Genomic DNA, 24575 nt, shown 5'->3' with positions numbered 1-24575 from the left:
CATCTAAAACGTAGCACATGTCTTTTTGCGCACGCCTTGTTATGTGACGCAAATCACTATAATTACAGAATCATCCATCTAAGAAGAACTAAATGACTAACATAGGCACCAAATTTCTGCTTGCTCAAAGATTTGTCTTTGACCCAAATAGTAATTCGCTCGCTGACCAACAAAATGGCAACGAAGTTGTACGATTAGGAAGCAACGAAAGCCGTATTCTCCTCATGTTGGCAGAGAGACCTAACGAAGTGATAACGCGCAACGAGCTGCACGAGTTCGTTTGGCGTGAGCAAGGCTTTGAGGTGGATGATTCAAGCCTAACTCAGGCTATCTCGACGCTGCGTAAAATGTTGAAGGACTCAACAAAATCACCAGAATTCGTAAAAACCGTGCCAAAACGCGGCTACCAACTTATCAGTACGGTTGAGCGTTTAAGCCCACTTTCTTCTGATTCAATCTCTGAACTTGATGAACAAGAAGAAGAGAACGAAGCACCCGTTGTCGATCTAGAGCAATTTGCAGAATCTGCGATTGAGACTCCAGTAGACAAGGCAACAGAAGCTGAAGTGATGGTTGAAAAAACTAAAACGGCCCCATCACAAAAGAACGCAAACTGGCTGTTTCGTATTTTAGTTGTGGTTGCAGTGTTACTGCCTGTTTGTGTACTGATGTTGACTAACCCTGCGGAATCTCAATTCCGTCAAATTGGTGAATACCACAACGTCCCGGTAATGACACCAGTTAACCACCCTCAGTTAAACGATTGGATGCCTTCGATTGAGCAGTGCATCAAACGCTACGTGGAGCACCACGCAGAAGAGTCCTCTCCGGTAGAAGTGATCGCAACTGGTGGTCAAAACAACCAACTGATACTGAACTACATTCACGACAGCGAGCATTCCTACGAGAACGTGACGCTGCGTATTTTCGCTGGTCGTAATGACCCAACAGACATCTGCAATTAAAGGAGGCTGAAATGAAGATTAAAATAGCATCTGCGGTTTTGGCCGTATCAATCCTTTTTAGTGGTTGGTTATACTGGGGAAGTGACCTGAAAATAGAACAGGTTCTCACATCAAACGAATGGCAATCGACTATGGTGACACTGATCACCGATAACTTGCCAGACGATACAGTTGGTCCTCTACGTAAAGTCAATGTGGAATCGAATGTGAAGTACTTACCTAATGGTGATTACATTCGCGTGGCAAACATTCGCCTGTTTGCTCAAGGTTCTAATACGGAATCCACGATCAATATTTCTGAAAAAGGCCGTTGGGAAGTAAGCGACAACTACTTGCTTGTCTCACCAGCTGAATTCAAAGATATATCAGCTTCTCAATCTAAAGATTTCTCTGAGTCACAACTTCGTCTCATCACACAAATCTTTAAGTTGGATGCAGAGCAAAGCCGTCGCATTGACGTAGTGAACGAAAAAACGTTACTACTGACTAGCCTGAACCACGGTTCTACGGTACTGTTTAGAAACTGATTTTGATTCGATGATAAGGGGGCAAGATGCCCCCTTTTATTTTGCACATGGACTGGCTAGATACCCTCACTCTCTTCTTTGGTTCTCTTATCGCAAATACGCTCGCGTCGCTCTCTGGAGGTGGCGCTGGGTTACTGCAATTTCCGTTATTGATCTTCCTTGGTTTGCCTTTCTCCGTCGCACTAGGAACACATAAAGTCGCTTCCGTTGCCCTTGGACTGGGTGCTGCGAGTACACACCTAAAAGCAGGCACAATAAAACCCAAAGTCGCGCTTTATCTGATTCTGGTGGGCAGCATTGGAGTCGTGATTGGCGCAAACCTGATTGTCCAAATTCCCGATAAAATCGCTGAGAAAATGCTCGGGGCGATGATCCTTGCTCTTGGAATTTACTCTCGCTTTAAGAAACAACTGGGCCAGACAGAGATACCAACTCATCGTGATACCTTTGGTTGGATAGTAGGCGGGTTAGGTTTGATGTTCATTGGTGTAGTGAACGGCTCGTTGACTGCAGGTTCTGGCTTACTTGTGACCCTCTTCCTTGTTCGTTGGTTTGGTTACGACTACAAGCAAGCGGTGGCCTACACAATGATTTGTGTTGGTTTGTTTTGGAACGGTATTGGTGGTGTCGCAGTGGTACAAGCCGGAGCGCCAATCCATTGGGCCTGGTTACCGGTTTTATTAGTGAGTTCATTTTTAGGCGGCAGCTTAGGTGCATGGGCGGCGACAAAGTACAGCAATCGAGTTATCAAAATCGCGTTTGAGATCCTCACCTTTGCGGTGGGAATAAAGCTACTGCTCTAGTGTTTAAAAAAAGGAAATAAGAAATGGATAAAGCCATCATAGACATTCACTACTGTCGTCAGTGCAATTGGATGTTGCGTTCAACTTGGCTATCACAAGAATTGCTTCACACGTTCAGTGAAGAGATTGAAACCGTCAGCTTACATCCTGATACGGGTGGCCGTTTTGAGATTTTTTGCAATGGCGTCCAGATTTGGGAACGTAAAAAAGACGGAGGTTTCCCTGAAGCCAAAATCCTAAAACAACGCGTAAGAGACATCATCGATCCAGAGCGCGACTTAGGTCATTCTGATACAAAATAGGGAGCCAATTGGCTCCCTTGCTTCTTTATTCAATTAACGATTTTTTCGATAACTCGGTCGTTAAATCGTAGTCTGAGCCAGCACTTCACCTTCAGGTGTTTTCACAGTCAGCGTATTGCCTTCCATCAAACCATAACTGCGAGGCAATCCGTTTCTTGGGAAGGTCATAGAACCAGGATTGAAAATCACCGCCCCTTCTTGCATCTCTGCCACTGGGACATGAGTATGGCCATGAGCAATGATATCGCCTTCACGCAGTGGTGGACGTTTCGCGCTGTTATACAAGTGACCATGAGTGAGGAACACTCGCTTGCCTGATTCTAATAGCAGCCAAGCGTAGTCTGTCATCATTGGGAAGTTCAGCAGCATTTGGTCTACTTCGCTGTCGCAGTTACCGCGCACAGAAATGATCTGCTCACTGTACTGGTTAAGCAACTCCGCTACTTGTGGAGGATTGTAACCTTCTGGAACCGGGTTTCTTGGCCCATGGTTGAGCGTATCACCCAACAAGATAAGATGATCGGCACCAGAGGCTAAGTAAAGCTGAATGGTTTCTTCGGTTGCTGGCAAAGAGCCGTGCAAGTCTGAGGCAAAAAATAATTTCACGACATCGTCTCCTCAAAAGTAATGAGGGTATTCTACGGCATTCTTATAGAAGCTCAACCGAAGTAAGAAACTAGTGGTTACGAAGCATTTCAACCAACATTGGCACCAAGTAGAACCACGCAAAGTAACCGGCACCGACCAAGACCACCGCCCAAAAGATCATCGATAGGAACTTAGATTTGGCTAAGTGATTTAATGGGTCGGGTTCTCCGCACCCCGGACAGGTATGAGCTCGTTTTGAAATTTGTTTCTCACATACAGGACAAGCGACTAGCGGCATGACATGACATCCTCAATTATTTCTTTAATTCTCAAAGAATAAGCCTCAGATTGCGGATATGCAATGGCACAGATAAGCAATTCGAATGGGGTTTGCTAAATGTCGCTCACCTGAGAAACCTTCTTGCCCTAATTATGGGTGAGCCTCACAACAAACACGCCTATAACTCTTCTCGTGCCATGCCGTTAATCACGATATTGTTGTAACTCACCATGCCAATAACCTCACCGTTTTCAATCACTGGTGCACGACTAATACCGAAGCGCTCAAATAAACGCGCGCAATATTTCACATTCATATTAGGATCGACAGAAAGCGCGGGCTTGGTCATGATTTCATAAAGATTGGTTCGTTGTGGCGAGCGGTTTTTCGCTAATACTTTTTTCGCGATATCGTTCATTAGTACAATTCCATACTCATCATCCTCATCGCGTTTTTTCACCACAAGCGCTTTCACTTCACTCTTTCTTGCTAGGGTTATCCCTTCATGGACCGTAATTAACCCATCAACAATGATGTAGGTCGCTGCCATTACGTCTCTAACTCGAATCAACTCATGATGGCTCATAATTCGTCCTCTACTACTTTGGTCAGTTTCTCTACTTGGTGCGCAACGCCCACTGCGTCTTCCACATCAATCTGCACGGCGATGCCTTGACCAGACTCTTGATCAAACTCCCCGACCTCACTGATGGTCTCCAAAATGTGCCTCGATAAATGCTCTTCCACCACAAACAACAACACGTCTTTTTGTACTTCTAGAGTCAGACCAAAGAAGGTTCGTTTTTGGTTTAAACCTTGCCCCCGAGCATTGTTGATCACGGTTGCACCTGTCGCACCGGCATCACGTGCGGCATCAAGCACTTTGTCGGTTTTGCTGTCTTCAACAAAGGCCAGAATCAATTTAAAGCGCATTTTCTTTCTCCTCCGCGGTCTCTTTGTTCAACCACTGGGTGATTTGGGCGTAGCCCATAACAGAAATCATTGGGAATAAGCTGGCAAAGGCAATCAAACCGAAGCCATCAATCATTGGGTTTCGTCCCGGAACCGTTGACGCCAACCCCAAGCCAAGAGCAGTCACCAAGGGAACAGTCACCGTCGACGTCGTCACACCACCGGAATCGTAGGCCAAAGGCACAATCAACTTTGGCGCATAAAAGGTTTGAATCACCACCACGATGTAACCTGCGATGATGTAGTAATGAATCGGGTCACCCACCACAATCCGGTAGCTTCCAAGTGCAATACCCACCGCGACACCTAATGCGACGGCAACACGTAACCCATTCACACTAATACTGCCGCCAGACACTTGATTGGCTTTGATGGCGACCGCGATGAGAGAAGGCTCCGCAATCGTAGTGCTAAAACCGATAAAGAAAGCAAAAATGTACACCCAGTAGTAATCAACCCAACTTAAAGCTTGGCCAATTGAAACTTTAAACTCCCGAAGGAAATCTGGTGCGGTCAGTTGCGTCGCCATGGTTTCACCAAGTGGAAACAGCGCCATCTCTAAACCAAGCAAAAACAACGATAACCCTAAAATAACGTAACCAAAGCCAAGTATTACTTTGGGTAAGTTCGATACGGGACGGCGCAGCACTGCCAACTGAAAACCGAAGATAATGGCCGCGATAGGAACCACATCACTGATGGTTGAGATAAAAGTATCGATGAAATGCGCAAAAGAAATCATGCCACCACCATCCCGTAAACCATCACAAACATCATCGGTAACAAAGAGGCAAAAGCGATAAGTCCAAACCCATCAATCATGGGGTTTCGACCTTTAATCGCCGACGCCAATCCAACCCCAAGCGCAGTCACCAATGGCACCGTGATGGTAGAAGTAGTCACACCGCCAGAATCGTAAGCCACACCGATGATGGATTCCGGCGCAAATCCAGTCAGGATCACAACGCCGATGTAGCCACCTATGATCATATATTGAATCGGCCAACCTTTAAGAATCCGAAGCACGCCTAATACAATCGCCACGCCCACCGACAAAGCAACCGTTAAGCGCAAGCCATCTGCATATTCCTCCATTGATTGCTCAGTATTGGCGATCATCCCTCCCTCGGCCGCTACCTCCGAAGCTTCTTCCGCTACAGCCGTTAAGGCTGGTTCAGCAATGGTTGTCCCGAAGCCTAAACAGAATGCGAAAATCAGCAGCCAAAACACGCTACCTTTGTTGGCAAAAGCTTGCGCCATGTTTTCGCCAATCGGGAATAAGCCCAGCTCTAAGCCAAAAATGAAAAAGGTTAAACCCAGAATAACCAGTAAGAGGCCAAATAAAATCGAGACCAGATTAGGAAGTGGCTCTTGAAGCACCACAAGTTGGAAGAAGGTAATAACAAGGACAATCGGCAGCAAATCACGGGCGCTACTTAGCAAGGCTCGAAACAGAGCAACAAATGCTTCCATATTCCCCTCCTAGCAACGCTTCATCCTTTCTAAATTCAGCATGACACAGTTTGCTGAAGCTAAGTGTGAGCAACGCTCAATGCTTGATAACATTCTGTTACATTTACTCAAACTGTGAGCTTTGCATCGCTTGGTAAGAAATCGCTACTAAACCATTAGGAACTAATAATAAAATCGACATCGCAAGTCATTGAAATGATCATGCAAGGCGGTTAACGACTATAATGTTTGAATGGTTTTACAATCAAAGGGATGACATGAAGATATTACTGACTGGCGGTACGGGCTTTATTGGTTCAGAGCTCCTTAAGCTCCTGACTACGCACCAAGTTATTTTGTTGACGCGTAACCCTGCGCAGGCAAAACAGCGATTACAGCATGCCGATGTCGGTAACATTCAATATCTAGACTCCCTAGATTCGATTGAAGATCTCAATGACGTCGATGCGGTGATTAACCTTGCAGGCGAACCGATTGCAGATAAACGCTGGAGCAAGGAGCAGAAAGAGGTCATTTGTAACAGTCGTTGGAAAGTGACCGAGCGGATCGTTGAATTGATTCACGCCAGTACCGAGCCACCAGCGGTATTTATTAGCGGCTCTGCGGTTGGCTATTACGGCGATCAACAAGATCACCCTTTTGACGAATGCTTACACGTAAATAGTGAAGCATTTGCGCACTATGTTTGTGCTCGTTGGGAACAAATTGCCAAGCGTGCAGAATCCGAACAAACTCGAGTTTGCATACTTCGAACGGGCTTAGTGCTTGGACAAAACGGTGGAGCACTCGCCAAAATGCTTCTCCCATATAAGCTCGGTTTAGGCGGCCCACTAGGAAGCGGTAAACAGTACATGCCTTGGATTCATATCTTGGATATGGTTCGAGCCATCATGTATTTGCTCGAAACACCACACGCTCATGGCGAGTTCAACTTGTGTGCCCCGCACCCTGTCAGCAACCGAATCTTCAGCGGCACATTGGCGAAAACTCTCAAACGACCACATATCCTGTTTACCCCTAAATGGGTCATGAACATGGCAATGGGCGAATCGTCTTGTTTGCTGTTTGATAGCGTTCGAGCCAAACCTAAAAAGCTCACCGAGCTCGGCTTCAAGTTCAGCTATTCTCGCGTCGAGCCTGCACTCAAGAACTTGCTTCAAGACAGAAGTTGTTGAATCATAAGGCTCACTACCGCCTTTTGTGAGCCCTAATATGAAAAAGTCAGTTCTGATCACCGGATGCTCCACAGGCATCGGATACGTGTGTGCCCATGCTTTACAAAAAGAGGGCTTTCACGTTATTGCCTCTTGTCGCAACGAGCAAGATGTTCAACGCTTAACCAGTGAAGGCTTAACCTGCATTCAGTTAGATCTTAATGATCCTCAAAGTATTTCTGCTGGAGTTTCAACAGCTCTGGAACTGGCCGAGGGAAAGCTCTACGCCGTATTTAACAATGGCGCTTACGGACAACCTGGCGCATTAGAAGATCTGCCGACAGAAGCACTTCAGGCACAATTTCAGACCAACTTTTTTGGCTGGCACCAACTCGTAAGAGAAGTGTTGCCACACATGCGCAAACAGGGTGAAGGAAGAATCATCCAAAACAGCTCTGTGCTAGGGTTTGCGGCGATGAAATATCGTGGTGCCTATAACGCCTCTAAGTTCGCTCTTGAAGGCTGGACAGACACGCTACGTTTGGAATTGATGGACACCAACATCAAAGTTGCACTGATCGAACCCGGCCCGATAGAAACCCAGTTTAGACAAAATGCCTTAAAAGCATTTGAGCAGTGGATTGATGTGGAAAACAGTGCCCACAGAGCAGCTTACGAAGGGCAAAAGCAGCGTTTGGATAACGACAAGTCAAACAACAAATTTGTCCTTCCTGCTGAGTCTTGTATTGAGCCAGTGCTTCACGCACTCACCAGTGATAAACCAAAGATTCGCTACCGAATCACCACACCGACCAAAGTATTTGCGGTATTAAAGCGCCTGTTACCAACTCGTGTTCTTGATAAGATTTTGCGACAAGCAGCATAAAAAATTTTTATCACGATGTAATTTTACCGTAACAATGTGATGTCATTATGAGCATGTAGGTTAAGAAAGCCTCAATGTTCGAATCAATTTCTAAGTCAGTATCTTCATCCATCGAGCCTGAACGTGATGTGGATACTCACTATAGATTTGGTATCGCCACCCTTTCTGTTTTGTATTTTCGCGAGACAATAATGACATTAAATCAGCTTAACTGGCTTAGTGTGGGTGTAGTGTTGACCATGTTCATCCTATTTTGATACCACACCCAGCACACCACTATAACGTCTAACAAGACTCTCTAAACCGTGCTGGACTAGCCAAATTTAATAGCACTTTCGCTTGCTATCAGGAATACGCTGCTTCGGCAGCGTTTTTCCTTTCTATCGCTTGAATTTCCCAAATATCAACTCCATATCTACAATCAACGACAAGAAACAAAAAGCAAGGATACTCTGATGCAATCCCCATTTATCGTTGAGTTAACAGAACAAAATTTCCGTGAAACGCTTGAAGGATCAATGAACACGCCTGTATTGATTCACTTTTGGGCGGGCGCTCAACCAGAAAGCGCACAAGTGATTCCTGATCTACAAATGCTGACTCAGCAATACAACGGCGCATTTACCCTTGCTCTATTGAACTGTGAACAGCAACCTGCTCTTGCTTCTCAATTTGGCGTACAAGTGCTGCCAACCATCGCATTATTCATGAACGGCCAAGCCGTCGATGGTATGGGTGGTCCTCAGCCTATTGATGCGATTACCGCAATGCTGCAAAAGCATCTACCAAGCCAAGATGAGATGCAGTTGAAGCAAGCCAGTGAATTGCTCCAACAAGGTGAGCACGCTCAAGCATTAGCGATTCTTCAAACGCTATCGGAAGAGCTTCAAAACCGTGGCGACGTGAAACTGGCGATGGCAGATTGCTTGCTGGAAACCAAACAGTTTGAATTGGCACAAACGCTGTTAAGCGCGATTCCACTGGAATACCAAGACAACTACTACAAAGGTTTGATTGCGAAGTTAGACCTGCACCTTCAAGCAGCAGAAAGCCCAGAGCTTCAGCGTCTTGAACAAGAACTAGCAGCAAACCCTGACAACATTGAACTGGCGTGTGAACTTGCGGTTCAGTACAACCAAGTAGGTCGCGATGAAGAAGCGTTAGAGCTACTTTGGAACATTCTTAAGACCAACCTAGGCGCACAAGATGGTGAAGTGAAGAAAGTCTTTATGGATATCTTGAGCGCACTTGGCCAAGGCAACGCTCTGGCAAGTAAGTACCGCCGTCAACTTTACTCGATTTTGTACTAAGCGAATCGATTTAAAGCAAGACAGCTCAAATAGAAAAGGCCGGAAAACTCCGGCCTTTATTTTGTCTGGAATTTATCAAACCTCTCATTTCTACGATTGTTTCATAAGCCCAAATGAGTAAAAATGAATCAATACTATGCACTTAAGGGAATAGCACATGCCAATTGACTCATTGATCACCATCGGTATTTTCGTTGCTCTAGCCATCATCCTCCTCGCGTCTGCGATTAAAACCGTTCCTCAAGGCAACAACTGGACAGTTGAACGCTTTGGGCGCTACACCCACACTCTTAAACCAGGTTTGAACTTAATCATTCCGTTTGTCGATAGAATCGGTCAGAAGATCAATATGATGGAACGAGTTCTCGACATTCCAGCTCAAGAAGTCATTTCTAAAGATAATGCGAATGTCGTTATCGACGCAGTCGGCTTTGTTCAAGTTATCGACGCTGCCAAAGCAGCCTATGAAGTAAACGACCTAGAGCATGCTATTCGTAACCTTACGCTAACTAACATCCGTACCGTTCTTGGTTCAATGGAACTGGACGAAATGCTCAGCCAACGTGACATGATCAACACCAAGCTTCTCTCTATTGTTGACCAAGCGACTAACCCTTGGGGTGTTAAAGTGACACGTATTGAGATTAAAGACGTTCAGCCACCCGCAGATCTGACTGCAGCGATGAATGCTCAGATGAAAGCAGAGCGTAATAAACGTGCAGAGATCTTAGAAGCTGAAGGTGTACGCCAAGCAGAAATCTTACGCGCTGAAGGTCAAAAACAATCAGAGATCTTAAAAGCGGAAGGTGAAAAGCAGTCTGCGATCTTACATGCAGAAGCCCGCGAACGTGCGGCGCAAGCGGAAGCAAAAGCAACTTACATGGTGTCAGAAGCCATTGCTAAAGGCGACGTCAAAGCAGTGAACTACTTTATTGCTCAGGGCTACACTGAGGCATTGAAGAGTATCGGCCAAGCAGAAAATGGTAAGATTATCATGTTGCCGATTGAAGCAACTGGACTCATGGGCTCCGTTGCTGGTATCGCAGAGATGTTCAAACAAAGTAAAGACTAAGGTCTACTTATGGATTTATTTAGCCTATTGGAAGGCGTTACATTCTGGCATTGGATTGCGTTTGGCTTCGCTTTGCTAGCGATCGAGCTACTCGGCACTGCTGGCTATTTCTTATGGCTTGGCATATCAGCGCTTATCGTCGGAACCATTTTGTCCTTCTTGCCCATCAGTTGGCAGATGCAATGGTTGGCTTTTGCCGCTTTCAGCTTGATGACAACGTGGCTGTGGTGGCGAAAGCAATGGTCGAAAGATCGTAAGAGCGACAGCGCGCGCGATCTTAACCAAAAGCAGAAGCAATTAGTCGGTAGTATCGTGACATTAGATGAAGACTTCACTGTGGGGATGAACCGCTTACGAGTGGCAGATACTACTTGGTCTGCTGAATCAGAACACGATTTACCAGCAGGAACTCGAGTCGAAATTATCGCCGTTGACGGTATTATTCTTAAGATTAAACCGGTTTCTCGCTGACTTGTGTCAAAATAATAGGGTGCAAAGCACCCTATTTCATATCTATTCAAACTACTTCTTTTATTTCATTCACTTATTTAAATTAACTATAAAAATTAAGTGATATAAATATTATCAGCATACTCTCTTTTCCTGCTCTTGCTCAATTATTCAAATTAAATAATTCAGACACATAGAAAAATATATATCATTTTTCTAAATCTAAATTTATTTTAAAAAATAAAACACTGTTGAATTTAATTTTGATCTTTCTAGGTCTCTATACATACTTAACGCATAAGCATGTCAATTAGGTGCTTATATTTTTTTAAGGTAAGTAAGAGGAAGTACTATGAAAAAGACAATGATGTTGTTCGCTGTGGTGTTGTTCTCATCAAGCGTGTTTGCCTACTCAGGCTCAAACGGTAACAGTGCTACAGGGCCTAACGTGCAATGCTATCTACCAGACGGGACTAGCGATTATATGCCAATCGTCTTATGCCAACATCAAAATGGTACGATAAAGAAATAAAACAATTCTAACTTTAAATTGAAAGATCAATTAATTATTCAGCCTAAGCTGGAAATTTAATGAGTGAGAGGATTCACCATGAAAAAGATTGCTGCTTTATTTATCGCGTGCTTTATTTTTGCATCTCCAATTTCTTTAGCACAAAACTCAGCGGGACATGCATTCGGTGCCGGCGTAGATTGCACATTTAGTGATGGTACAGTAAAACACCTACCACGAGAATTATGCACGATGTACGGTGGTACATTTAAATAATTAACATTATCAATGGTTTTAACGAAGTTTATCTATTCTATGGGGATAAACTTCGTTGGCCATTAAATGAAAAAACTTAGAACTTGTAGAAGTCAGCACCGATAAATGCATCCCACCCTCTTTGCCATTCCGCTTTGATCATTACTTCTTGAGGCTGACCTGCACATTGGTCAGTATAACGAGTACCTTGGATACCTTTTTCAAACGCTTTGAAAGGATCACAGTACTCTGCTTTACCTGCTTCATAGCCCGCCTTGTAGGATGCTTCGTCAAAAGAAACACTCTCTTTTAAGTTCGCTAAAACATCGTTGTCGTAGCGGTAGCCATTTGAGCCAAACCGTTCACCTTGCCCATACCAATACTCGGCTGGAGTTTTAGGGGCAGTGCTGCAAGCTTGAAGGGAGAATAATACAAATGGAATGATCAGTGCTTTCTTCATGGTTAGCTCCTTGGTCTCTGAGACAAAAAAAGCTGAGCGTATGCTCAGCTTTTTAGACACTATATGGTGTATTCAGTTCGCTTATTTAACTGAGAACGGAATTGCTAGTACTAGCTTGAAATCTTCCTCATCTTGGAACAAGTTAGTGTAACCTGTCCAGTTCGGAGCGTTTGTATCATTGTAGTAGTTAGTGTAGTAGAAGCTGATGTGAGCATCTTTAAGTGCGCCAGCTTGGATTGCGTAGTTTGCAAAAACGCTGTATGCGTACTCGCTAAGGTCATCGTAACCTTGAGCAGATGAACCGAAGCCGTATGCACCACTTAGACCAGCACTAAAGCCTTTACCACCGATATCAGAGAAGTCACGAGACACAGAACCAAATACCGCTAGCTCTTCATCGTGGTTAAAGTCAGAACGGTTGTTCCACCAGATTTCGTAAGCACCGTTAGAACCACCGTATTGGCTAGTTAGACGGTAAGACATGTTACCAACGTTTGCTGGGTCACCAGAATCTGCGCCAGTGTATGTCGCTTCAGCACGGTATGAGTACTGACCAGAAGAGAAGCTTGTCAAAAGTGCTAGCTGGTATGCAGTGCTGTCGTACTGTTCGCTATCATCAACGATGTATAGTTGAGGAGACCAGTATAGACCACCTTCAGTTGTACCTTTCACTTTAAAGTGAGCGTTCCAACGGTCACCATCAGATAGACCACCGTATGCTGCATCTAGAGAGATACCGTTGTCTAGAGTGTAACGACCACCTACAGAGTAAAGTGTACCTGCGTCTTCACCCTTAGTTGTTCTGAATTCGTAAGTTTCTTTGAACCACGGTGCTTTGTATTCAGTCGCAACAACCAAACCTAGGTCAAAACCACCGATTTTTCCGCCAACTTCACCACCTAAGTAAGTACCAGGAGCGAATGACCAGTTAACACCTAGAGAGCTAGGTACAGATGGTTGGAAGTAACCAAGTTTCGCAGTAGCAGAATCACCTAGTTTGAACTTCGCTGCCGCAGTAGCAAATGAAACGCCGTTGTCTGTACAGTCAGTCCATACATTAGAACATGCGCTGTCTTTCGCTTCTTTATCGTATGGGTTGTTTACACCCCAGAAGTTCATTTCGTGGTCTGCACCACCGTTTTGCCACATGTCGAATGTGCTGTAGATAACAACATCAAGACCAGCAACACCGCCAACATAGCCAGAGTTGAAGCCTAGGTTTGCAAAGATAGAACCGTGGTCTAGGTTCGTTACCTTTTTAGTGTCGTTACCATTTGCATCTACATTGCCACGGTCACGAGCACGCATCCAAAAGTTAAGGTTACCGCTGATAGTCGACTCAGAGAAAAACTCTGAAACTGCGCCAGCGTACTCTGGACCTAATGGATCTTCAGCCATTGCTGGAGCAGCAACTACTGCACCCATCATTGCCGCAGAAAGGGCAGATACTTTAAAAAATTTGTCCATGGAAAAAACTCCTAAAAATGGATATAGCTGTATTTTTCTATCTCACCTTAAGTTGGCCGCCGAAGGAGAGAAGTAAATTCCTGAGTGAACCTCAATATTTCTAAATTGGTTCTTTTTAGTTCCTGCATACACACCGTGTATCCACGCCTCTAAGACTAACTTCGCATCTAAAAACATCCAAATGGAACTTATTTTTTTTCTAAAAAAATATGACCAACGCCAAAGTTCCATATAAGTTGTTGATCCAGATCTTATTTTTAACACCAAAGACACAACAAGCAATTAAGCACTTAAAATACAATTACTTAGATAAAAACAACAAAGCTCAATTTGAAGTTGATCGCAGACTTTGGCCTATAGGAGATGAATCGTTGAAGGGTCGATCCTGATCACTGAAATCACTAAACAGCGGAATTAGATGGTTATTGAGTGACTTTTTAATTGCAAAGAAAAAGCCCCAAGTGACTGGCAATTGGGGCTTTTAGGTATTTTTTAGCTTTTTTGAGAGGCGTTAATTCATCAAGTTGAGTAAGTCTTGCTCAGTTTGAATCTCGATACCGAGCTCCTGCGCTTTTGCAAGCTTAGAACCCGCGTTCTCACCAGCAAACAGAATGTCTGTTTTCTTGGATACACTACCCGTTACTTTCGCGCCTAGATTCTGTAATGCTTCTTTCGCTTCTGAGCGACCTAGTTGAGAAAGCGTGCCAGTTAATACGACCGTCTTGCCTTCCAATGGTAATTCAACACCTTCTTGTGGTGCTGCAATCTCTGGCCAGTTGATGCCTTGTTCTAGCAAGTCACGAACAACAGCTTGGTTTTTCTCTTCGCCAAAGAAAGTCGTAATGTGTTTTGCCACGATCACACCAATATCCTGAACTTCAATCAATTGCTCTTCTGTCGCTTGCTGAATAGCATCCAGATTCTTGAAGTGTTGTGCTAAGTTGGCTGCGGTTGCCTCCCCTACTTCACGAATGCCGAGTGAGTACAAAAAGCGTGGCAATGTAGTGAGTTTTGATTTCTCAAGCGCATTGACAACGTTGGTTGCCGATTTAGGACCCATTCGCTCTAGAACCGTCAGAACGCCCGCAGAAAGCTTAAATAGATCAGCAGGCGTTTCAACCATCTCACGATCCACTAGCTGTTCAATCACCTTGTCACCCAGGCCATCTACGTCTAACGCTTTGCGGGAAACAAAATGCTTTAACGCTTCTTTACGTTGCGCCTGACATACTAAGCCACCAGTACAACGTGTTACCGCTTCACCTTCGATACGCTCAACGTGAGAGCCACATACCGGACAAGCATCTGGGAAAAGGATTTCACGAGCCGTTTCAGGGCGACGCTCTTTGATAACAGACACCACTTGTGGAATCACGTCACCAGCACGACGAATCACGACTTGGTCACCGACCATCACTTGTAAACGCTCAATCTCGTCTGCGTTATGAAGCGTAGCGTTAGAGACTGTTACACCACCAACAAATACTGGTTCAAGTTTGGCTACTGGAGTAATCGCGCCAGTACGACCAACTTGGAACTCAACTTCATTCAGTGTGGTGATTTCTTCCTGAGCCGGGAATTTGTAGGCAATAGCCCAACGAGGAGCACGAGCGACAAAACCTAAACGCTCTTGAATCGCAATGTCATCCACTTTGATAACGACACCGTCAATTTCGTAAGCCAAAGCTTCACGACGAGTAAGAATATCTTGGTAGTACGCTTTAACCTCTTCCAAGCTATCGACACGCTTGGTTTCTGGACACATTGGTAAGCCCCACGATTTGATTTGTAAGAATCGTTCGTAGTGACTGTTAGCTAGAGTTGCCCCCTCCACAACGCCAACACTGTATGCATAAAAGCTTAGAGGACGTGATGCCGTGATACGGGAATCTAATTGGCGTAAGCTACCTGCTGCCGCATTACGTGGGTTAACAAAAACTTTCTCGCCTTTTTTTCGTGCGTTCTCGTTAAGTTTGTCAAAACCCGCTTTTGGCATAAACACTTCACCGCGCACTTCTAGACGTGTCGGCCAGTCTTTGCCTTGTAACTTTAATGGAATAGCGCTGATAGTACGTACGTTTTCAGTGATGTTCTCACCCGTCGTACCGTCGCCACGCGTTGCCGCTTGTACCAAAACGCCATTTTCATACAGCAAGCTCACAGCCAAACCATCAAGCTTAGGCTCGCAGCAGTATTGTTTAATGGTGTGGCCAACGACACGGTCTTGAGCACGTTTGTGAAAACCATCCAGTTCAGCATCATCAAACGCGTTGTCCAAAGATAGCATTGGCACTTCGTGAGTGACTTGGCTGAATTCAGACAGTGGCTGACCACCAACACGTTGGCTTGGAGAGTCGACAGTCACCAACTCTGGGTGCTCGGCTTCAATATCCAATAGTTCACGCATCATACGGTCGTATTCTGCGTCTGGAATCTCTGGGTTATCTTCCACGTAGTAACGAACAGCGTGGTAATGCAACGACTCTTTTAATTCTTCTAGTCGCTGAAGTACTGATTCAGACATATTAAAGCCCCGTGTATATTGTTCAATGAGGTTGGGAATCTAAGAAAAAGGGCTCCTAACGGAGCCCTATCATTATTTGGTGTTAAGGTTATGCGCTAGCAGCATTAAACTCAACTATTTGACGTCGATATGAGGCCAATCGATCTGGTGTCATCAAGTTACGTTGATCATCCAAAACGTTACCGCCCATATCGTCAGCGATTTGTTGTGCAATACGCAGCATAAGGTTGAAGTTTTGGTCTGCTTCACCATAGCAAGGTAGCGTCATAAAGAACGAAATACCTTTAGTACTGAATTCAGCTGGGTCACCGTGTTCTAGAGTGCCTGGGTGCATCATGTTGGCCACGCTAAATAGCACTTTGCCATTGCCTGATAAATCAACATGACGATGGAAGATATTCATCTCACCGTAAATCAATCCATTTTGCTGCATGCTATCGAAAAGCTTGGTGCCGATGAAAGGCTCATCGCCAGCGCAATGAACGTTCAACACAATCACTTGCATTTCAGGTTCTGGTTTTGGCTCTTCAATCACTTCTTCAGCCATTACCGGAGTCGCCTCGACTTCTGGCATAACTGGCGCTTCTGGTACGTCAGGAGCTTCAAAGACTGGTTCAATAATTTCTTCTTCAACAACCGACGACTGTACTGGCTCTTGCAGAACAGGCTCTAGTTCGTCTTCGGTTTTCTTCGTTGCGACAAAAGCAGGGATTTCGCGCTCTTCCTTGTGTTCTTTTTCTCTAACATCAAGAACATCATCGATCAGCGGATCAGAGGCAAATTTGTTGTCGAAAGAACTTTCCATCCCAAAGTCAGGCTCTTTACGATCTTTGCGGATGATTTCGAAATCGTCTTCTGGAGCAGGAGCGATTTCACGCTCTTGATCTAGGGAGTCTTTATCCTCTTGGTCAACGTCCAACTTACCAAGCGGCTTGTTACCAAATTTCGCTTTGCCTTCTTTTTTGCTTGTCCACAAACCATGAAATAGCAATGCGGCGATGGCTAATGCGCCAACAACAATGAGTACGAATCGCAATTCCTGCATTATTTACTCTCAATCTACTTGTTCTTACTACTCGCACATCCTTGAGCAGTAACCCAAGTGCAATAAATCCGAATGATGCTTTTACTTTACCAAAACTATATGTAGGTTTAGAACAACTTAATGCAAGAAGTTCCGCTTTTTGTTGTGATTCTTGCCACGATTCCACTTTACAAGACCCAAATTGTTAGGGCATTGAAAGAAAAGCATCCACAGGTACAATGAGTTTTCACTTACAAGAAACAAAATGGATATGAAGTCGAATAATCAGCCTAGAACCGGATTCGGTTACTTCCTATACGGAATTCAAATAGCTCTCTCCCCGGAGATCCGACGTTTTGTCGTCTTGCCGCTGCTTGCCAACATTTTGCTTGTTGGTGGCGCTATCTTCTATTTATTTTCCCATCTCGATGTTTGGATCGAGAATTGGATTGGTAAGCTGCCAGAGTTCCTCTCTTGGCTGACCTACATCTTATGGCCAATATTGGTGTTGACCATTCTGGCCACATTCTCCTACTTCTTTAGTACATTAGCCAACTTCATTGCTGCGCCTTTTAATGGGTTGTTGGCAGAGAAAGTAGAAGAGTCTCTTACAGGACAAAAGGTCAATGACGACGGCTTTGCGGCACTTATCAAGGATGTACCTCGCGTGATGGCCCGTGAATGGCGCAAACTACTTTACGTGTTACCAAAAGCGATAGGTCTGTTTTTACTCTTACTCATCCCAGCATTAGGTCAAACCGTTGGACCTTTTCTATGGTTTATTTTCACCGCATGGATGTTAGCGATTCAATATTGTGACTATCCATTTGATAACCACAAAGTCCCTTTCAACGACATGCGTTACAAATTGAAACAAAAGCAAGGTAAGGCCTATGGGTTTGGTGTGTTGGTTTCTGTATTCACGACTATCCCAATTCTCAACCTTATCGTTATGCCTGTTGCAGTCTGTGGCGCAACCGCGATGTGGGTTACCGAATTTAAGCATCAATAATAGGTGGCTTTTTAAACCAATTGAGGAGGACGAATGTGCCTCCTCAGTTATTTTGTGGATTTCTTGACCAACCTCATAAGATATAACTTTTTAATCCTTTTCCCTTTTTTTTATACCGCATATTCTTCTATCCATATTCACAAAACGTGTAATGAAGGAACATCACTATGAGCAAGATCTACGAAGACAACTCTCTTACCATTGGTAATACTCCTCTAGTTCGCCTAAACAAAGTGAGCAAGGGTAAAGTTCTAGCGAAAATCGAAGCGCGCAACCCAAGCTTCAGCGTTAAGTGCCGTATTGGTGCAAACATGATTTGGGAAGCTGAAAAAGCAGGCACGCTCAAGCCAGGCGTTGAGCTAGTAGAGCCAACCAGTGGTAACACAGGTGTTGCGCTTGCATTCGTAGCAGCAGCTCGCGGTTACAAGCTAACACTGACGATGCCTGAATCAATGAGCCTTGAGCGCCGTAAACTTCTTAAAGCACTAGGTGCAAACCTAGAACTAACAGAAGCAGCAAAAGGCATGAAAGGCGCGATTGCGAAAGCAGAAGAAATCGTAGCAAGCAATCCAGACAAATACCTGCTTCTACAACAGTTCAACAACCCTGCAAACCCAGAGATTCATGAGAAGACAACGGGCCCTGAAATTTGGGAAGCAACAGACGGTGAAATCGACGTATTCGTAGCAGGTGTTGGTACGGGCGGTACTATCACTGGTACAAGCCGTTACATCAAAGGTGAAAAAGGCAAAGCCATCACTTCTGTGGCAGTAGAGCCAGCAGAATCACCAGTGATTGCACAAGCGCTAGCAGGCGAAGAAATCCAACCTGCTCCTCACAAAATCCAAGGTATCGGCGCTGGTTTCATCCCTGGTAACTTAGATTTAGAACTTCTAGACCGTGTTGAACAAGTAACGTCTGAAGAAGCGATTGAGATGGCTCGTCGCCTAATGGAAGAAGAAGGTATCCTAGCGGGTATTTCTTCAGGTGCAGCAGTCGTTGCGGCAAACCGCCTTGCAGAACTCCCTGAATTTGAAGGAAAAACGATTGTAACGGTTCTTCCAAGCTCTGGTGAACGTTACCTAAGTACGGCACTATTTGCCGGCATCTTTACCGAGAAAGAGAACCAACAGTAATATGTGGTCAAATCAATTTTTCGTTTAAAAAAGCCCCGTTCAGGGGCTTTTTTGTTGATCCCTGCCCCACCTTTGGTAATATCAGGGTGTTTTATTTTTAGGTTCAAAATAAAGAATCTAAACCAAAAAGGTTTCAGAGTGATTACGCACGCAAACAGTTGCGCAATCACCAAACTTTTGACTAGTATCAGTTCTGACACGCTTTGAACTCTCCCGTGCTAGCGCACAAGGTGTAAAGCAGTTAAGCTAAAACTCAGTCACAAACTAACAAAAAAATACATTTATTGGGGTATATCACATGTACGAGAAGCAAGTAGAAATCACAGCAGAAAACGGTCTTCACACTCGTCCAGCTGCACAGTTCGTTAAAGAAGCTAAAGCATTCGACGCGGACATCACTGTGACTTCTAACGGTAAAAGCGCTAGCGCTAAGAGCCTATTCAAGCTACAAACACTAGGCCTAGTAAAAGGTACTCTAGTTACTATCTCAGCTGAAGGCCCACAAGCTCAGCAAGCAGTTGACCACCTAGTTGCTCTAATGGACCAACTACACTAATTCGGTCTCCTATTTCAGAAGCCATTTTGTGAAAGCAAAATGGCTTCGTTGGAAATAGGCTCAAAACTAAGCTAATACTATTCGTTAGCGCACCCATTATTCTCCCGTTTTATAAAGTTGACCAACTTAAGGTAAGGCTATGATTTCAGGCATCCTAGCATCTCCAGGTATTGCAATCGGTAAAGCACTACTACTTCAAGAAGATGAAATTGTCCTAAACACAAACACTATTTCTGATGATCAAGTAGAAGCAGAAGTTGCACGTTTCTTTGACGCTCGTAACAAATCTTCTGCTCAACTAGGAACTATCAAGCAAAAAGCGCTTGAAACGTTTGGCGAAGAAAAAGAAGCGATCTTTGAAGGTCACATCATGCTTCTTGAAGACGAAGAGCTAGAAGAAGAAATCCTAGCACTTATCAAAAACGACAAAATGTCTGCGGACCACGCAATTCATTCAGTTATCGAAGAGCAAGCATGTGCTCTTGAGTCGCTAGACGACGAATACCTGAAAGAACGTGCAACTGACATCCGTGACATCGGTTCTCGTTTCGTTAAGAACGCTCTAGGCATCAACATTGTTTCGCTAAGCGACATCAATGAAGAAGTTATCCTAGTAGCTTACGACCTAACGCCATCTGAAACTGCACAAATCAACCTAGATTACGTTCTTGGTTTCGCTTGTGACATCGGCGGTCGTACTTCTCACACTTCAATCATGGCTCGCTCTCTTGAGCTTCCAGCTATCGTTGGTACTAACGACATCACTAAGCAAGTTAAGAACGGCGACATGCTGATTCTTGATGCGATGAACAACAAGATCGTTATCAACCCTTCAGAAGCTGAACTAGAAGAAGCGAAAGCAGTTAAAGCTGCATTCCTTGCTGAAAAAGAAGAGCTAGCGAAGCTAAAAGACCTACACGCAGAAACAACTGACGGTCACCGCGTAGAAGTTTGCGGTAACATCGGTACAGTTAAAGACTGTGACGGTATCATCCGTAACGGTGGCGAAGGTGTTGGTCTGTACCGTACTGAATTCCTGTTCATGGACCGTGATGCACTTCCAACTGAAGAAGAGCAATACCAAGCTTACAAAGAAGTTGCGGAAGCAATGAATGGTGAGTCTGTGATCATCCGTACTATGGACATCGGCGGCGACAAAGATCTTCCATACATGGATCTTCCAAAAGAGATGAACCCGTTCCTAGGCTGGCGTGCAGTACGTATCAGCTTGGATCGTCGTGAAATCCTACGTGACCAACTACGTGGTATCCTACGTGCATCTGCACACGGTAAACTACGTATCATGTTCCCAATGATCATCTCTGTTGAAGAAATCCGTGAGCTTAAGAAAGCGATCGAAGAGTACAAAGCAGAACTACGCGCTGAAGGTCATGCATTCGACGAAAACATCGAAATCGGTGTAATGGTTGAGACTCCAGCTGCAGCAGCTATCGCACACCACCTAGCGAAGGAAGTTGCTTTCTTCTCTATCGGTACAAACGACCTAACTCAGTACACACTAGCGGTTGACCGTGGTAACGAGATGATTTCTCACCTATACAACCCACTATCACCAGCTGTACTTACTGTGATCAAGCAAGTTATCGACGCTTCTCACGCTGAAGGTAAGTGGACTGGTATGTGTGGTGAGCTAGCAGGTGATGAGCGTGCAACACTTCTACTTCTAGGTATGGGTCTAGACGAGTTCTCAATGAGCGGTATCTCTATCCCTAAAGTTAAGAAAGTTATCCGTAACTCTAACTTCGCAGAAGTGAAAGCAATGGCTGAAGAAGCACTTTCTCTACCAACAGCAGCAGAAATCGAAGCAGTTGTAGAAAAGTTCATTGCAGAGAAAACTCAATAATCAACTAATTCCAATGAGATAGGCGGTTAAAAAAAGTCGTCTATCTCGAAAGATTGGTATACTATAATTCGACAGAATTAAATAAAACGTTAGGAGCATGACACAATGGGTCTGTTTGACAAACTTAAGAAGCTAGTATCTGACGACAGCGCTGACGCAGGTGCAATCGAAATCATCGCACCACTTTCTGGTGAGATCGTGAACATCGAAGATGTGCCAGATGTTGTTTTCGCTGAGAAAATCGTTGGTGATGGTATTGCTATCAAACCTGCTGGTAACAAAATGGTAGCTCCTGTAAACGGTACTATCGGTAAGATCTTCGAAACGAACCACGCGTTCTCTATCGAGTCTGACGACGGTGTTGAGCTTTTCGTTCACTTCGGTATCGATACTGTTGAACTTAAAGGCGAAGGCTTCAAGCGTATCGCTGAAGAAGGTCAAACTGTTAAAGCTGGCGACACTGTAATTGAATTCGACCTAGCTCTTCTAGAAGAGAAAGCGAAATCAACGCTAACTCCAGTTGTTATCTCTAACATGGACGAAATCAAAGAGCTGAACAAGCTTTCTGGTTCTGTTACTGTTGGTGAAACTCCAGTTCTACGTGTAACTAAGTAATTTTTACTTAGCCCAACACGAAAAAAACGCTGCCATTGGCAGCGTTTTTTATTACCTGAAACTTTTGTTCCTGAGCGATGTTCATCGCTGTAACCCGTTCGACTAAGCAATCCAAGTGCCGAGCTCGGCCTCTGCTTCGCTTGGGCTAACAATACGGTAGTCGCATCTTGCAGCACTTGTGAGCGTACCATATCCGTCGATTCTCGAGCAAAATCCGTATCGCGTATCCGCCCTTTAGATTCAGTCACACTCCGGTTCACCGTATTAAGGTTATCCATCGTGCCACTCACCCGGTTTTGGAAGCCGCCTATTTCACTTCGATGTGAATCAACATACTTAATTGCCGCGTCAATCACTCCAATTGAAAGCTGTGCCCCGCCAACAGTCGACATATCGATGTCATCCATTGTGACTAAACCACCACCACTAACATCAAGCTCATCCGCTAAACTGCCCTCTAACGTTACACCTTCAGGTGCATTCAGCGTCGAGGCAAAGAATTGCAGTTCATTGTTTTCAGTCACTGAGGCACTCACTATCGATTGCTGCGCATTGATATAAGTAGCAACTTGCTCGATGCGATCTCCTAGCTTGAGCCCAATAGATTCTGTTTGGGTTTGCCCTTTACTGTCTTGGTATTCAAATTTAAGAGTTTGATTATCTTTAGTGACTCGCCAATCTTTATCGACTGCATCACCAACATAATGCTGCCCTCCCATCTCCGGGATGTGAGTGCGCATATTTCGCAGTGTCAGAGAGATAGAGTTGGCATTCGCACCAATATGGAAGCTTTGCGAGCCGTAAGAACCATCAAACAGGTTTTTTATCTGCAAATGTCGTCGTGATCGCGACACGATCAAGCTCATCTTGCAGCGCTACGACCTCGTATTGAATACTTTGCCGATCACTTGAGTCACTACTGCCGCTTGCAGCCCCAGAGAGCGCAAGCGTTGCAATATATCACTGCTCTCATGCAAAGCGCCTTCTGCAGTTTGTGCCACCGAATACGCGTCGTGCGCATTTCTCAAGGCGACATCAAGCCCTCTTGTTTGAACATTAAGAGTATTGGAGATTTGCAGACCTGCAGCATCATCACTGGCGGAGTTAATCCGATAACCCGAGGTGAGGTTTCGCTGAGACTCTATGTTTTGCTCAGCCGCATGACTGAGGTGCCGCTGCGTCATCATCGCAGTGACATTGGTATTTAAAGAGACCATCTAATCGATACGAACTCCTTGTCACCTGCCCTATTCGGTGTACCTAATGCGTGATTTGAATAAGCAAAAAGCCAGGGGTGAGCCTGGCTTTTGTATCGCGTCGTATTAGGTTAATTAACCTAGTAGGCTTAGCGCTGAGTTTGGCGCTTGTTTCGCTTGCGCAAGGATTGAGCTTGACGCTTGCGATAGAATTTGTGACTTGGTCATTTGAGTCGTTTCTTTCGCGAAGTCTGTATCTTTGATACGGCTCTTCGACGCGTTCACGTTCTCGTTGATGTTATCCAAGTTGCTGATTGCGTGGTTGAAACGGTTTTGAAAAGCACCTAGCTCTGCACGGTGGCTGTCTACGTATTTTAATGCCACATCAATGATAGCCACAGATTCTTGTGCACCACCTACTGATGTTACGTCGATAGTATCAACCGTTACTTTCTTACCGTCGCTTAGACCTAGCTCGCCAGATAGGCCGCCAGAGAATTCAACGTCGCCTTCAACTTTGTTGTTACCCGCAAATACTTGCAGTTTACCGTCTTGATCTACTGACGCTTTTACTAGGTCAGTCTGACCATTGATGTACGTCGCGAGCTCTTCGATATCGTCACCCGCTTTCGCGCTGATGTTGATTTCTTGCTCTTGACCAAAGCTGTCAGTCAGGCTGATTTTCAGGTCGTTTTTGCCAGCTTCAACGTTCCAGTTTTTGTCTTTACCGTTGTCAGCTTGGTAGCTCACGCCGCCCATCATTTTGTTGTCTGAGCGCATGTCTTTTAGGTTAAGCATTACTGCCTCACCGTTGTCCGCACCGATTTGGAAAGATTGAGTGCCGTAAGTACCGTTAAGTAGGCGGTTACCACCGAAAGATGTAGTTTCAGCGATACGGTTTAGTTCGTCGTTCAGTGCCGTTACTTCTTCTTGAATCGCAACACGCTCAGATTTTGAGTTAGAGCCGTTAGCAGATTGAAGAGATAGGTCACGCATACGTTGTAGGATGTTAGTAGTCTCGTTCATTGCACCTTCAGCAGTTTGTGCAATAGAGATACCGTCGTTCGCGTTACGAACAGCCACATCCAGACCACGGCTTTGTACGTTCAAGCGGTTCGAGATTTGAAGACCTGCAGCGTCGTCTTTCGCGCTGTTGATTTTGAAACCTGAAGA

Annotated in this window: 28 protein-coding genes and 1 pseudogene; 17 read left to right on the top strand and 12 right to left on the bottom strand. The window is 44.8% G+C overall.

What is annotated here, in order from left to right; genetic code table 11:
* The first annotated feature begins 92 nt into the window (after positions 1-92).
* From H735_RS19365 to H735_RS19350, 4 genes are read left to right on the top strand one after another with little or no spacing between them, the layout of a single operon-like run.
* Positions 93-965 carry a winged helix-turn-helix domain-containing protein gene (locus tag H735_RS19365; protein WP_020197688.1) on the top strand — a complete coding sequence of 291 codons (873 nt, stop codon included), beginning with the start codon at positions 93-95 and terminating at the stop codon, positions 963-965.
* An 11-nt stretch (positions 966-976) separates the two neighbouring features.
* Complete coding sequence (gene toxS / locus H735_RS19360; protein ID WP_009707226.1) at positions 977-1492, top strand: transmembrane regulator ToxS; 516 nt, start codon at positions 977-979, stop codon at positions 1490-1492.
* A gap of 47 nt (positions 1493-1539) precedes the next feature.
* Positions 1540-2295: a sulfite exporter TauE/SafE family protein gene (locus H735_RS19355; protein ID WP_020197689.1), complete on the top strand. Its 756-nt coding sequence runs from the start codon at positions 1540-1542 to the stop codon at positions 2293-2295.
* Between the two features lie 23 nt (positions 2296-2318).
* A complete protein-coding gene (locus H735_RS19350; protein WP_005436938.1) occupies positions 2319-2597 on the top strand; it encodes an Rdx family protein in 279 nt (92 codons plus the stop codon).
* 60 nt (positions 2598-2657) lie between these two features.
* Here the strand turns inward: H735_RS19350 and yfcE are convergent, their stop codons facing one another.
* The 6 genes from yfcE to H735_RS19320 form a co-directional block, all read right to left on the bottom strand.
* A complete protein-coding gene (gene yfcE, locus H735_RS19345; RefSeq protein ID WP_020197690.1) occupies positions 2658-3203 on the bottom strand; it encodes a phosphodiesterase in 546 nt (181 codons plus the stop codon).
* A 70-nt stretch (positions 3204-3273) separates the two neighbouring features.
* On the bottom strand, positions 3274-3483 hold the full coding sequence (locus H735_RS19340; RefSeq protein WP_009707229.1) for a hypothetical protein: 210 nt from the start codon (positions 3481-3483) through the stop codon (positions 3274-3276).
* A gap of 160 nt (positions 3484-3643) precedes the next feature.
* Entirely contained in the window at positions 3644-4051 is a 408-nt protein-coding gene (locus H735_RS19335; protein ID WP_009707230.1) for a CBS domain-containing protein, read from the bottom strand.
* Entirely contained in the window at positions 4048-4398 is a 351-nt protein-coding gene (locus H735_RS19330; RefSeq protein ID WP_005436932.1) for a P-II family nitrogen regulator, read from the bottom strand. The genes H735_RS19335 and H735_RS19330 overlap by 4 nt, the downstream gene beginning before the upstream one ends.
* Positions 4388-5179, bottom strand: coding sequence for a DUF1538 domain-containing protein (locus tag H735_RS19325; RefSeq protein WP_020197692.1), 792 nt, complete (start codon positions 5177-5179; stop codon positions 4388-4390). The genes H735_RS19330 and H735_RS19325 overlap by 11 nt, the downstream gene beginning before the upstream one ends.
* Positions 5176-5910: a DUF1538 domain-containing protein gene (locus tag H735_RS19320; RefSeq protein ID WP_005436927.1), complete on the bottom strand. Its 735-nt coding sequence runs from the start codon at positions 5908-5910 to the stop codon at positions 5176-5178. The genes H735_RS19325 and H735_RS19320 overlap by 4 nt, the downstream gene beginning before the upstream one ends.
* 257 nt (positions 5911-6167) lie before the next feature.
* On the opposite strand from H735_RS19320, the gene H735_RS19315 reads away from it, so the two are divergent.
* The 8 genes from H735_RS19315 to H735_RS31450 all read left to right on the top strand — a co-directional run bounded on the left by H735_RS19315 (position 6168) and on the right by H735_RS31450 (position 11569).
* Positions 6168-7085, top strand: a complete 918-nt coding sequence (locus H735_RS19315) for a TIGR01777 family oxidoreductase (protein ID WP_027726824.1) — start codon at positions 6168-6170, stop codon at positions 7083-7085.
* A gap of 37 nt (positions 7086-7122) precedes the next feature.
* Positions 7123-7950, top strand: a complete 828-nt coding sequence (locus H735_RS19310) for an SDR family oxidoreductase (RefSeq protein WP_005436924.1) — start codon at positions 7123-7125, stop codon at positions 7948-7950.
* Positions 7951-8024: 74 nt separating this feature from the next.
* Positions 8025-8207, top strand: a complete 183-nt coding sequence (locus H735_RS31225) for a hypothetical protein (protein ID WP_009707234.1) — start codon at positions 8025-8027, stop codon at positions 8205-8207.
* A 198-nt stretch (positions 8208-8405) separates the two neighbouring features.
* Entirely contained in the window at positions 8406-9260 is an 855-nt protein-coding gene (locus H735_RS19305; RefSeq protein WP_005436922.1) for a thioredoxin family protein, read from the top strand.
* A 157-nt stretch (positions 9261-9417) separates the two neighbouring features.
* Positions 9418-10332, top strand: coding sequence for an SPFH domain-containing protein (locus H735_RS19300; protein ID WP_005436910.1), 915 nt, complete (start codon positions 9418-9420; stop codon positions 10330-10332).
* A 9-nt stretch (positions 10333-10341) separates the two neighbouring features.
* Positions 10342-10803 (top strand): NfeD family protein, encoded by a 462-nt coding sequence (locus H735_RS19295; RefSeq protein ID WP_005436909.1) that lies wholly within the window; start codon positions 10342-10344, stop codon positions 10801-10803.
* A gap of 331 nt (positions 10804-11134) precedes the next feature.
* Positions 11135-11314, top strand: coding sequence for a hypothetical protein (locus H735_RS30325; protein ID WP_009707247.1), 180 nt, complete (start codon positions 11135-11137; stop codon positions 11312-11314).
* A 78-nt stretch (positions 11315-11392) separates the two neighbouring features.
* A complete protein-coding gene (locus H735_RS31450; RefSeq protein WP_020197694.1) occupies positions 11393-11569 on the top strand; it encodes a hypothetical protein in 177 nt (58 codons plus the stop codon).
* 76 nt (positions 11570-11645) lie between these two features.
* On the opposite strand, the gene H735_RS19290 is transcribed toward H735_RS31450, so the two are convergent.
* The 4 genes from H735_RS19290 to zipA all read right to left on the bottom strand — a co-directional run bounded on the left by H735_RS19290 (position 11646) and on the right by zipA (position 17044).
* Positions 11646-12008: a DUF2799 domain-containing protein gene (locus H735_RS19290; protein ID WP_020197695.1), complete on the bottom strand. Its 363-nt coding sequence runs from the start codon at positions 12006-12008 to the stop codon at positions 11646-11648.
* Positions 12009-12089: 81 nt separating this feature from the next.
* Positions 12090-13475, bottom strand: coding sequence for a hypothetical protein (locus H735_RS19285; protein ID WP_009707249.1), 1386 nt, complete (start codon positions 13473-13475; stop codon positions 12090-12092).
* Positions 13476-13986: 511 nt separating this feature from the next.
* Positions 13987-15999: an NAD-dependent DNA ligase LigA gene (gene ligA / locus H735_RS19275; RefSeq protein ID WP_020197697.1), complete on the bottom strand. Its 2013-nt coding sequence runs from the start codon at positions 15997-15999 to the stop codon at positions 13987-13989.
* 88 nt (positions 16000-16087) lie between these two features.
* Positions 16088-17044: a cell division protein ZipA gene (zipA, locus tag H735_RS19270; protein ID WP_020197698.1), complete on the bottom strand. Its 957-nt coding sequence runs from the start codon at positions 17042-17044 to the stop codon at positions 16088-16090.
* A gap of 250 nt (positions 17045-17294) precedes the next feature.
* Between zipA and cysZ the strand changes: the two genes are divergently transcribed.
* The 5 genes from cysZ to crr all read left to right on the top strand — a co-directional run bounded on the left by cysZ (position 17295) and on the right by crr (position 22206).
* On the top strand, positions 17295-18035 hold the full coding sequence (gene cysZ / locus H735_RS19265; protein WP_009707253.1) for a sulfate transporter CysZ: 741 nt from the start codon (positions 17295-17297) through the stop codon (positions 18033-18035).
* A gap of 167 nt (positions 18036-18202) precedes the next feature.
* Positions 18203-19171: a cysteine synthase A gene (gene cysK, locus H735_RS19260; protein ID WP_005436896.1), complete on the top strand. Its 969-nt coding sequence runs from the start codon at positions 18203-18205 to the stop codon at positions 19169-19171.
* Positions 19172-19469: 298 nt separating this feature from the next.
* Positions 19470-19727 (top strand): HPr family phosphocarrier protein, encoded by a 258-nt coding sequence (locus tag H735_RS19255; RefSeq protein WP_005436894.1) that lies wholly within the window; start codon positions 19470-19472, stop codon positions 19725-19727.
* Between the two features lie 139 nt (positions 19728-19866).
* Positions 19867-21591 (top strand): phosphoenolpyruvate-protein phosphotransferase PtsI, encoded by a 1725-nt coding sequence (gene ptsI / locus H735_RS19250; protein WP_020197699.1) that lies wholly within the window; start codon positions 19867-19869, stop codon positions 21589-21591.
* Between the two features lie 105 nt (positions 21592-21696).
* Positions 21697-22206, top strand: a complete 510-nt coding sequence (gene crr / locus H735_RS19245) for a PTS glucose transporter subunit IIA (RefSeq protein ID WP_005425608.1) — start codon at positions 21697-21699, stop codon at positions 22204-22206.
* 101 nt (positions 22207-22307) lie between these two features.
* Here crr and H735_RS19240 read toward each other — a convergent pair.
* Positions 22308-23423: pseudogene (locus H735_RS19240) on the bottom strand (flagellin); the annotation flags it as partial.
* 114 nt (positions 23424-23537) lie between these two features.
* On the bottom strand, positions 23538-24575 hold a 1038-nt coding region (locus H735_RS19235), incomplete at its 5' end, for a flagellin (RefSeq protein ID WP_052268488.1).

It is taken from the genome of Vibrio owensii CAIM 1854 = LMG 25443, from assembly GCF_000817815.1.
GTDB classification, from domain to species: Bacteria; Pseudomonadota; Gammaproteobacteria; order Enterobacterales; family Vibrionaceae; genus Vibrio; species Vibrio owensii.
Note: the sequence above shows the minus strand (reverse complement) of the source record. Positions and strands in the feature narration are given on the sequence as shown.